The organism is Caulobacter sp. 17J65-9, assembly GCF_010975005.1.
Lineage (GTDB): Bacteria > Pseudomonadota > Alphaproteobacteria > Caulobacterales > Caulobacteraceae > 17J80-11.
Genome location: NZ_JAAIVC010000145.1, coordinates 1 through 9,963, shown reverse-complemented (window position 1 = coordinate 9,963; position 9,963 = coordinate 1). Strand labels below are relative to the sequence as shown.

Genomic DNA, 9,963 nt, shown 5'->3' with positions numbered 1-9,963 from the left:
GACCGCCTCCAGCCGCGCGCGCAGCTCTTCGCGCCGGCTGCGAGCCAGGCGCAGTTCGGCGCCGGTGGTGAGCCGCACCAGCGCGTCGCCGTCGGCCCCGGCGCGCACCTCGGCCACGCGATCCAGCGCCACCACGGCGCGGCGGTGGATACGCACGAAGCGGGCCGGGTCGAGCCGCGCCTGCAGGCCGGCGGAGGTGTCGCGCAGCAGGTGGACGGCCTCGCCCGCATGCAGCGCCTGATAGTTGCCCTGGGTCTCGATCCAGTCGACCTCGGCCAGGTCCACCAGGATCAGCCGCGCGCGGTCCTTGATCGGCAGGTGGGTGGGCCACGCCGACTCGGCCTCAGCCGCCGGCGCCGATCTCTCAGTGCGGGCGCGGGCCGCCCGGATCAGGCCGAGGAAGCCGCCCAGCAGCACCGTCACCAGCAGCCAGTTGGCCGACAGCTCGCGCCCGACCCCGGCTACTGACGGCAGCCTCCGGCCGTCCAGCAGCCAGGCCTCCAGCAGGCAGGACACGACGACCAGGCCGAAGGCCAGGGCCAGCACGGCCGCGGCCTGCACCGCGATGCTCCGCACCGTCGCCGCGGCCGTGACCCGGCGGGCCAGGATCAGCAGCACCGGGGTGGCCGACGCGCCCAGCAGGCCGGCGCAGAGGATGCGCAGCACCTCCCGCGACCAGGACGGCGGCTGCCCCGCTTCCAGCGCGCTGGCGATGTTGCCGGGCTCCAGCATGGTCACCGCCACCAGCCAGTAGACGAAGGCGAGCGCGATCCAGCGCCGGTCGGACGGCGCCGGGCGAACAGGCTGTGGAAGGGCGACGGCGGACGCGGTCATGGGCCTGCAAGTATGCGTCCGCGCGCGGGCGTGTCCACGGCGGCGGCCGGTATGTGACGAACTGCGGCCGGACGGGGACGGAGCGCACTCCCGGACAAGCCTGAGGCCGGTCACCCTCGACGCCTTGGTCCGGGAGGCGTGTTTGATGAAGAAGAATTGGATCTGGGCGCTCGCCGCGGCCCTGCTGCTGAGCGCCACGCCGGCTGCTGCGGCGACGACCGTGAGCACCGAGACCGGGCGCGTGCGGGGCGTCGAGGCCGACGGGGTCGCGTCGTGGCTGGGCGTGCCCTACGCGGCGCCGCCGCTGGGCGAGCTGCGCTGGCGTCCGCCGCAACCGGCGCGGGCCTGGTCGGGCGTGCGCCAGGCCAAGGCCTTCGCGCCGGCGTGCCTGCAGCAGGGCGTCTCCATGCCGGGCGAGCCGGACCCGAAGGTCGACGAGGACTGCCTCTACCTGAACGTCTGGGCCCCGGCCCACGGGGCGCGGCGCGCGCCGGTGATGGTGTTCATCCACGGCGGCGGCTGGACCAACGGCGCCACGGCGCTGCCGCTCTACTGGGGCGACCGGCTGGCTAAGCGCGGCGTGGTGGTGGTCAGCGTCAACTACCGGCTGGGCCCGCTGGGCTTCCTGGCCCACCCCGAGCTCAGCCGCGAGTCCGGCGTGGGCGCCTCGGGCAATTACGGGCTGATGGACCAGATCGCCGCCCTCAAATGGGTGCGCCGGAACATCGCCGAGTTCGGCGGCGATCCGGACCAGGTGACCATCTTCGGCCAGTCGGCCGGCGCCATGTCGGTGTCGGTGCTGACCGCCTCGCCGGCGGCGAAGGGGCTGTTCCACCGCGCCATCGGCCAGAGCGGCGGCCTGTTCGAGCCGCTGAGCCTGGCGCCCCAATACGGGCTGGCCGAGGCCGAGAAGCAGGGCGAAGCCTACGCCGCCTCGGTCGGAGCCAGCTCGTTGGCCGAGCTGCGCGCCCTGCCGGCGGCGCGACTGCTGCAAGGCAAGGCGCACCAGATCAGCCATCCCGTGGTCGAGCCCCGGGTGATGCCGATGTCGCCCTACGACGCCTATGTCGCCGGCAGGCAGGCCGAGGTGCCGGTGCTGGTCGGCTACAACGCCGAGGAGGCGCGCTCCCTCACCGACGTGACGGGGATCACCGCCGCCAACTTCGGCGACAAGCTGACCCGCGCCTGGGGCCCGCTGCCGCCGCAGATCGCGGCGGCCTATCCCTTCACGACCGACGAGGAGGCGCAGCGCGCTCGCGTCGACCTGGAGCGCGACCTGCGCTTCGGCTGGGACATGTGGGCCTGGGCGCGGCTGCAGCACGGCCACGCGCCGGTCTGGCTGTACCGCTTCGACCGCCACCCGCCCTTCCCGGCCGGCTCGGTGCGGGCGGACTGGGGCGCCAGCCATTTCGCCGAGCTCTGGTACATGTTCGACCACCTGGACCAGGAGCCGTGGGCCTGGAGCGCCGCCGACCGCGCCGCGGCCGACGCCATGGCCGGCTACTGGGTGAATTTCGCCCGCACCGGCGATCCGAACGGCCCGGGCCTGCCGGCCTGGGCCCCGTTCGACGGCGGCTCGAGCCTGTGCTTCGAGGATCGGCCGACGCCCTGCGACCTGCCCGACCGGAAGACGCTCTCCGCCTTCGACGCCGCCTACGACGCCGTGCGCGGCCAGCCGTTCGGGCGGTGAGGGCAAAGAAAAAGGCCGGGCGACGCGAGCCGCCCGGCCTCTATCGTTTGCGCTCCGACCTGCGTCAGGCCGCCTTGGCCGCCTTGCGCCCCTGCGCGGCGGTCCAGGCGTAGAGGCCGAACACCAGCAGGATGAACAGGCCGGTGGTCAGGAACAGGGCCTGGTCGCCCTCCACCCACGTGTTCGCGAAGACCGGGGCCAGCGGGGCCTCGGCGCGCGGATCGTCCTTGGCCATGCCGAGCCCGGCCAGCAGGCCGGTCTGGGCGGCGGCGACGATGCCGGCGTTGAACACGCCGAACAGGCTCTCGCCGACGATCAGGCCCGAGGCCAACAGCACGCCCAGGCGCTTGGAGATCTCGCCCGACGGCTTGTTGCCGACCAGGCCTTCGAACACCCGGCCGATCACCGCGCCGATGACCACGAACAGGGTCGAGGACATCGGCAGGTAGATGCCCAGGCCCACGGCCAGCGGCGGCAGGCGCATCAGCTTGGCCTTACCCAGCAGTTCGTCGACCAGGATGATGAAGGCGCCGATGGCGACCCCGGTCAGCATCTCGACCTCCGGCAGGTCGCCGCGCAGGATGCCGCGCGCCAGGTCGGCGATCAGGTTGGCCTGCGGCGCCGGCAGGGCGTGGGCGCCCGCGCCCTCCACCCCGGCGTAGCCGTAGGCCTGGCCCAGCACGACCAGCACCGGCGGGATCACCACCGCGCCGGCCAGCACGCCGAAGATCAGGGCGACCTGCTGCTTCCAGGGCGTGGCGTCGACCAGCTGGCCGGTCTTCAGGTCCTGCAGGTTGTCGTTGGCGATGGTGCCCACGGTGAACACCACCGCGGTGGTGAACAGGGCGAAGGCGATCAGGGTCAGGCTGGCGGCGTCGCCGACCAGCGGCTTGACGAAGACGGCCAGCAGGCCGGCGGCGCCGACCACGGCCAGGATGCCGATGCCCGACAGCGGGCTGTTGGACGAACCGATCAGGCCGGCCATGTAGCCGACCACGGCGGCGACCAGCAGGCCGATGACCACGATGTAGGCCAGCGCGGCGGCCACCAGCGGCACGGTCAGGGAGGCCAGCGCGCCGCCCTGCACGAAGCCGGTCAGCAGCACGCTGATCGGGATCAGGCTGAGCAGGCTGATCAGGCCGACGATGCCGATCGGAATGTCCTGCTCGGTGCGTTCCAGGGTCTCGCCGGAGCCGCGGCGCTTCTGGGCGGTGATGGCCGAGGCCAGGCCGCCGGCCACGGGCTTCACCAGCTTGATCAGGGTCCACACCGCCGCCGTGCCGATCACGCCGGCGCCGACGTAGCGCACGTGTTCCCGGAAGGCCGCGCCGCCGGCCGCCGCCATGTCGGTGATCGGGCCCAGCGAGGAATAGTGTGGCACGCCCCACAGCCAGGCGATGCCCAGGCCGACCAGCATGGCGAAGCCGACCGAGACGCCGACCAGGTGGCCGACGCCCATCAGGGCCAGCGAGAAGCCCGGACGCACGCCCGTCACCCCGCCCCACGGCGCGGTGAAGAAGCGGGCCGGCTCGTCGACCAGCAGCTTCATGGCCTTGGTCAGGGCGACGCCGGCCGCCGCGATCGCGCCGGCGGTGATCACCGCCACCCCGGCCTTGCTCTCGGCCACCGAGGCCGGGTCGGTCGCCTTTTCACCGGCGCCGACCTGCAGCACTTCGGCGGCGGCGACGCCTTCCGGATAGGGCAGGTCGGAATTGGTCACCAGCGCCCGGCGCAGCGGGATCGAGTACATCACGCCCAGGATGCCGCCCAGCGCGCAGACGCCGAAGGCCTGCCAGAATGGGAAGCCCGACCACCAGCCGACGATCACCAGGCCCGGCAGGACGAAGATCACCGACGACAGGGTGCCCGCCGCCGAGGCGACGGTCTGGACGATGTTGTTTTCCTGGATGGTCGAGTTCTTGAACCCGCGCAGGATGGCCATGGAGATCACGGCCGCCGGGATCGACGAGGCGAAGGTCAGGCCGACCTTCAGGCCGAGGAAGACGTTGGCCGCGGTGAACACCACGGTGATGAGGGCGCCGAGGATCAGGCCTCGGAGGGTGAGTTCCGTACGGGGCGGAGCTGAGCTGTGCTGGGTCACGTTGCGCCTGCGAATGCGAGCTTGGCTTTGGCGTCACTCGTGACAGATATCCGCCGCGCGGACCAGCCTTCCGCCCCGCCCGCCTGCGGCAACCGGCCGGCGGCGCAGGCGTTTTCAGCCGCGAGGGGACTTGCTAAGGCTAAGCTATGAAACGCCTCCTGCTCCTCGCCGTCTCCGCCGCGACCCTGTCGGCCTGCGCCACCGTGACGCCCGCGCCGCCGCCGCCGCCGACCGCAGCCAACACCTTCAAGGCGGACGACTTCGCCTGGTCGGTCGGGGCGGGTTCGAACGTGATCCTGGGCAAGGTGGCCTATCAGCTGGACGGCAAGGCCTGGACCTGCGCCGGCGCCGCCGTCGGCCTGACGCCGGACACCCCCTACTCGCGCGCCCGCATGGCGCGTCTGTACGGCTCGCCCGACAAGGCCGTGCGCACGGTCAGCGAGGTGCGCAGCCGCCAGGTCGGCGAGGCCGGCGCCGACTACAGCCGCTACGTCCGCTCGGTCCGCTGCGACGCCAAGGGCGGCTTCGCCTTCCAGGGCCTGCCGGACGGGGCCTGGTTCGTGATCGCCCCGGTCAAGCCGGTCGGCGGCGAGGCCGAGGGCCGGGTGATCATGCAGCGGGTCGAGACCCGCGGCGGCAAGACCCGCACTGTCACCCTGAGCTGATCACAAGATCCGGGTCGCGCCGCGGCCCGCATGGCGCGAGGCTTCCTGCAAAGGAGCCTCCCCCATGACCTTCCGCATCACCGGCCTGCCGGCCGCCGACTTCGCCCGCCTGATCGGCCGTCCGGACGCCGAGCTGGCCGCGCGCGGAGTCAGCCGCGTGGTCGTCGAGGCGCCGAACGCCGCCCCGTGCCGGATCACCCTGGACGACGCCGCCCCGGGCGAGACCGTCCTGCTGCTGAACTACGAGCACCAGCCGGCGGACACGCCCTACCGCTCGCGCCACGCGATCTTCGTGCGCGAGGAGGCCGGGCCGGCCTTCGACGCGGTCGGGATCGTGCCCGCCGCGCTTCGCCGCCGGCCCTTGTCGGTGCGCGCCTTCGACGCCGGCCACCTGATGGTCGACGCCGACCTGGTCGACGGCGCGGAACTGGAGCGGGTGCTGGAGCCGATGCTGGCGCGGCCGGACACCGCCTACGTGCAGCTGCACTACGCGAAGCGCGGCTGCTACGCGGCGCGGGCGGAGCGCGCCTAGAGCATCCCCAGCTCGCGCTGGGCCTTCTTCGACAGCTTGGCGGCGATCAGGGCGTGGGCGTTGACCAGGTAGCCCTTCAGCTGGTCGGCCGGGATCGCGTCTGCGCTCGCGAACAGCACCCACTTGTTGCGCGCCATGTAGGGAGCAGGCTCGGCCACGCCCTCCTCGCACAGCTGCTCGAACGAGGCGTCGGAGACCTTCATGCACCAGCGCGGGGCCTCTTCGCCCAGCTGGCCGGCCACGGCGAACATCTTGTCGCCGACCGAGTAGACCCGGTCCTTGCCCCATTTGATGTCGAAGGTGACGCCCGGCAGGGCTTTGGCGGCGGCGTCGAACTCGTCGAAGGTCACTGTGATCCCCTCCCCAGAGCGCGTTCCGCAAAAGTGAATTCGGTTTTGCGAGCAGAACGCGCTCAGACTCTTGAATCTAGAGCCTGTTTCTAAACAGGCTCTAGGGTCGTGTGCTTGTAGCTCGCACGTTCGCGGTCCGAAACCGTTGAAGGGGGATGGATCGAACGCGCCCTCTCATCTTCGCCGCGGCGGGCTTCGCCGCCCTGCTGGCCGCCTGCGGCAGCGAGGCCGCCCAGCCCGCCTGCCCGTTCCAGGGCGAGACCGCCGCCTGGACCCGCGGCGCGCTCGCCGCCTGGGACCTGGTGCGCGACACACGCCTCAACCTCCCGCCCGCCGCCCCGCCGGAGATCGTGCTGTTCGACACCGCCTGCGCCTACCGGCTGTCGGCGGCGGGCTCGGCGGCGCCGGACGGCTACCGGCCGCTGGAGGCGTCGGTGCGCACCAGCGAGGGCGAGCTGAAGGTCTGGAGCGCGCCGCACGCCGGCGAGGTCGGCCTGCCCGACGGCAAGACCGTGCCGGCCCGGCCGCTGGCCTTCGCGGCCCAGAACAGCACCGGGCGCGTGTTCTTCGTCATGGCCCTGCCGCAGGTCTGGGAGCAGGCCCAGGCCCTGAGGGGCCGGCCGCCGGCCCTGCTGAACGCCGTGTTCGTGCACGAAATCAGCCACGTCCGGCAGGTCGCGGCGCTGGGCCGACGGCTCGACGCCCTGACCGCCCAGGGCGTGCTGCCCCCCGAGGCCGACGACGACATCGTCCAGAAGCGCTTCGGAAGCGATCCCGCCTTCAGCGCCGCCGTCGCGCGCGAGACCGACCTGTTCTACCGCGCCGCCGCGGCCGGGGACCTCGCCGACACCCGCCGGCTGGCGGCCGAGGCCCTGGCCTCGATCGACGCGCGCCGCGCCCGCAGCTTCACCGGTAAGGACGCCGAGTTCGCCGAGGTCGAGGACGTGTTCCTGACCTTCGAGGGGGCAGGCAACTGGGCCGGCTACGCCTGGCTGTCCGACCCGAAGGGCGCGGGCATGTCGCACGACGCGGCGATGGACCTGATGCGCGGCGGGCGCAAATGGTGGTCGCAGGAGATGGGCCTGGGCCTGTTCCTGACGCTCGACCGCCTCGACCCGGACTGGCCGGACAAGGTCTACGGCGAGCAGGGCGCGGTGGCCGTGGACCTGCTGAGGACGGCGCTCAGCCGGTAATTGGGAACGTCGAAATGATCCGGGATTCCGGTCGCCCATCCCGCGCGTGGCGCAGGATGGCGGTGAGAGAGGGATTCGAACCCTCGATAGAGTTTCCCCTATACACGCGTTCCAGGCGTGCGCCTTCAACCACTCGGCCACCTCACCCCACGTCGCGGCGGAGCTGAGCCCGGCGGCGCGAAGGTCGCGCAATATACTCATGGCGAGGCCGGGGACAAGCCGTGCTTTAGACGAACTTCGACCTCTGGCGCCGGACGGCGCAGGGCCTATGTTCTGCGGCGAATTTCGTCCGTTCCGGAGACCCCGCCATGGCCGCCGACAAGCTGCTCGACATGCCGACCCGCGAGACCGCCCTGCCGGGCCGCCCTGAGGCGATCCGCACCGACGAGGTGCACTACGTCAACGGCCGGCCGCTGAAGGGGCCGTATCCGGAAGGCTTCGAGACGGCGCTGTTCGGCATGGGCTGCTTCTGGGGCGTGGAGCGGGTGTTCTGGAAGCTGCCGGGCGTGTGGGTGACCGCGACGGGCTACGCCGGCGGCTTCACGCCCAACCCGACCTACGAAGAGGTCTGCACCGGGCGCACCGGCCACAACGAGGTGGTCGAGGTGGTCTTCAACCCGCACGAGATCACCTATGCGGACCTCTTGAAGGTGTTCTGGGAGAATCACGACCCGACCCAGGGCATGCGCCAGGGCGGCGACATCGGCACCCAGTACCGCTCGGGGATCTACTACGCGGACGAGGCCCAGGAGGCGGCGGCCGAGGCGTCGAAGGCGGCCTATGACGCGGCGCTGAAGGCCAAGGGCCTGGGCCCGATCACCACCGAGGTGCTGCCGGCGACCGAGTTCTACTACGCCGAGGACTACCACCAGGGCTACCTGGCCAAGAACCCGGGCGGCTATTGCGGCATCGGCGGCACCGGCGTGACCTGCCCGATCGGGGTGGGCGTCGAGGCCTGAGCCGGGCGCGCGAGGCGGCCCCTCACGCCCGCAGCACCCGCAGATCGCTGACGTAGCGGCGGCCGCCGTCGCGGCGCAGCTGGACGATCACGTCGACCAGCGAGGTGACGTAGGCGATGGTGTCGGCCCGGCCGAGCGCCAGGCCCGACTGCATGACCATCAGCGCGATCTGCTCCAGGGCGCCTTCGGGCGAGTTGGCGTGGACGGTGGTGAACGAGCCTGAGTGGCCGGTGTTGATGGCGCGCAGGAAGGTGGCGGCCTCGCGCCCGCGGATCTCACCCACGATGATCCGGTCGGGCCGCAGCCGCAGGGCCGCCTGCAGCAGGTCCTCGACCCCGACCCGCGCCTCGCCCAGTTCGCCCTTCACCGCGACCAGCCCCACCGCGTTCGGCTGGGCGACGGCGATCTCGGGCGTGTCTTCGACCAGCACCACCCGCTCCTCCGCGGGGACCAGGCGCAGCAGGCTGTTCAGGAAGGTGGTCTTGCCCGACGAGGTCCCGCCCGAGATCAGCACGGTCTTGCGCGCCCGCACCGCCGCGCGCAGCCAGTCCAGCGGCGCGCTCTGAGGATCGACGTCCGCCGGGAGCCCGTCGCCGTTGTCCGCGTCGGCCGGCGGTTCGAAGGCCTCCAGCGGCACCTCGGCGGCGACGTGGCGGCGGATGGCCAGCGCCCAGCCGGCGCGGGTGGCGGGCGGCCCGACCATCTGGACCCGCTCTCCGCCCGGCAGGACGGCGGCCAGCAGCGGGTTCTCGCGGTTGACGCCCTGGTGGGTGTGGCGCGCGACCTGGGCCGCCAGCCGCTCCAGCAGGCGGTCGTCCACCTCCGGCGCCTCGACGCGGCGCATGCCGCCCTGGCCGGCGATCTCGACCCAGATCTCGCCCGGCGCGTTGACCAGGATCTCGGTGACGTCGTCGCGCTCCAGCCACGGCGCGAACGGCCGCAGGTAGCTGCGCAGATAGACGCCCTCCAGCGGCGCGACCTGGCTCATTGCGGCGAGAAGTCGAGGTCGCGGGCGACGAACACCTGGATCGGCGTGCCCAGCGGCACCCGGACCGTGGGCGGGATCGAGGCCTGGGCGCGCAGCGCTTCGGCGGCGGCGCTCTGGGCCCCGCCCGCGCCGACCACCACCGTGTCGCCCGAGCGGCCGAGGCCGGACGTCAGGCCGGAGACCAGCGACAGCAGGACCGCCGCGCCGTAGCGCTGGGCGTAGTGCCGGTCGACCTGCCCCGCCAGGCCGCCCGCGCCCTCGGCGTCGATGGCCGGCGAGCCGAGCTGGACCGAGGTCCCGTCCGGCCGCACCAGCCGGCTCCAGATCACGAAGGCGCGCGACTGGCCGGCGCTGAGGCCGCTGCGGTACTGGCCGATCAGGCGGCTGCCGCGCGGGACCAGCACCCGCGAGCCGTCGAAGCTGCGCACGTCCCGGCTGACGATGGCCCGGGCGTAGCCCGAGGTGTCGGAGTTCAGCGCCGTCTCCAGCACGGCCGGAATGACCGCGCCCTGCACCACGGTCCAGTCGGGACGCGCCAGGGCCGAGGCGCGGGCGACCGGCACGCCCTCGCCGCCGGTCCGCAGGGCGAACTGCTCGTCGGCGCTCAGGCCCGAGGCCGCCGCCTGCGCCGCGGCGGGCGCGGGCCCGGTC

The 9,963-nt window shown here is 72.8% G+C and carries 10 protein-coding genes and 1 tRNA gene; 5 read left to right on the top strand and 6 right to left on the bottom strand.

Annotation, left to right across the window (positions count from 1 at the left end; genetic code table 11):
* Positions 1–834 (bottom strand): LytTR family DNA-binding domain-containing protein (locus G3573_RS17175; RefSeq protein WP_163262842.1); only part of this gene is annotated, 834 nt, incomplete at its 3' end.
* Between the two features lie 145 nt (positions 835–979).
* On the opposite strand from G3573_RS17175, the gene G3573_RS17170 reads away from it, so the two are divergent.
* Positions 980–2,524 carry a carboxylesterase/lipase family protein gene (locus tag G3573_RS17170; RefSeq protein ID WP_163262840.1) on the top strand — a complete coding sequence of 515 codons (1,545 nt, stop codon included), beginning with the start codon at positions 980–982 and terminating at the stop codon, positions 2,522–2,524.
* A 64-nt stretch (positions 2,525–2,588) separates the two neighbouring features.
* Here the strand turns inward: G3573_RS17170 and G3573_RS17165 are convergent, their stop codons facing one another.
* Positions 2,589–4,625 (bottom strand): oligopeptide transporter, OPT family, encoded by a 2,037-nt coding sequence (locus G3573_RS17165; protein ID WP_163262838.1) that lies wholly within the window; start codon positions 4,623–4,625, stop codon positions 2,589–2,591.
* Between the two features lie 146 nt (positions 4,626–4,771).
* On the opposite strand from G3573_RS17165, the gene G3573_RS17160 reads away from it, so the two are divergent.
* Together G3573_RS17160 and G3573_RS17155 are read left to right on the top strand one after the other, a co-directional pair.
* Positions 4,772–5,290 (top strand): hypothetical protein, encoded by a 519-nt coding sequence (locus tag G3573_RS17160; protein ID WP_163262836.1) that lies wholly within the window; start codon positions 4,772–4,774, stop codon positions 5,288–5,290.
* A 64-nt stretch (positions 5,291–5,354) separates the two neighbouring features.
* Positions 5,355–5,822, top strand: coding sequence for a DUF1203 domain-containing protein (locus G3573_RS17155; RefSeq protein WP_163262834.1), 468 nt, complete (start codon positions 5,355–5,357; stop codon positions 5,820–5,822).
* Here G3573_RS17155 and G3573_RS17150 read toward each other — a convergent pair.
* The gene (locus G3573_RS17150; RefSeq protein ID WP_163262832.1) at positions 5,819–6,172 is read right to left on the bottom strand and encodes an MmcQ/YjbR family DNA-binding protein; all 354 of its coding nucleotides are present in this window, start codon (positions 6,170–6,172) and stop codon (positions 5,819–5,821) included. The two genes, G3573_RS17155 and G3573_RS17150, sit on opposite strands and share 4 nt — an antisense overlap.
* Positions 6,173–6,327: 155 nt before the next feature.
* Between G3573_RS17150 and G3573_RS17145 the strand changes: the two genes are divergently transcribed.
* Positions 6,328–7,365, top strand: coding sequence for a hypothetical protein (locus G3573_RS17145; RefSeq protein ID WP_163262830.1), 1,038 nt, complete (start codon positions 6,328–6,330; stop codon positions 7,363–7,365).
* 57 nt (positions 7,366–7,422) lie between these two features.
* Here G3573_RS17145 and G3573_RS17140 read toward each other — a convergent pair.
* A tRNA-Ser gene (locus G3573_RS17140) sits at positions 7,423–7,512 on the bottom strand.
* A gap of 161 nt (positions 7,513–7,673) precedes the next feature.
* Between G3573_RS17140 and msrA the strand changes: the two genes are divergently transcribed.
* Entirely contained in the window at positions 7,674–8,324 is a 651-nt protein-coding gene (gene msrA / locus G3573_RS17135; protein ID WP_163262828.1) for a peptide-methionine (S)-S-oxide reductase MsrA, read from the top strand.
* 22 nt (positions 8,325–8,346) lie between these two features.
* On the opposite strand, the gene virB11 is transcribed toward msrA, so the two are convergent.
* Together virB11 and G3573_RS17125 are read right to left on the bottom strand one after the other, a co-directional pair.
* On the bottom strand, positions 8,347–9,312 hold the full coding sequence (gene virB11, locus G3573_RS17130) for a P-type DNA transfer ATPase VirB11 (RefSeq protein ID WP_163262826.1): 966 nt from the start codon (positions 9,310–9,312) through the stop codon (positions 8,347–8,349).
* Positions 9,309–9,963: TrbI/VirB10 family protein (locus G3573_RS17125; protein WP_163262824.1), on the bottom strand; the 655-nt coding region annotated here is incomplete at its 5' end. The genes virB11 and G3573_RS17125, both read right to left, overlap by 4 nt.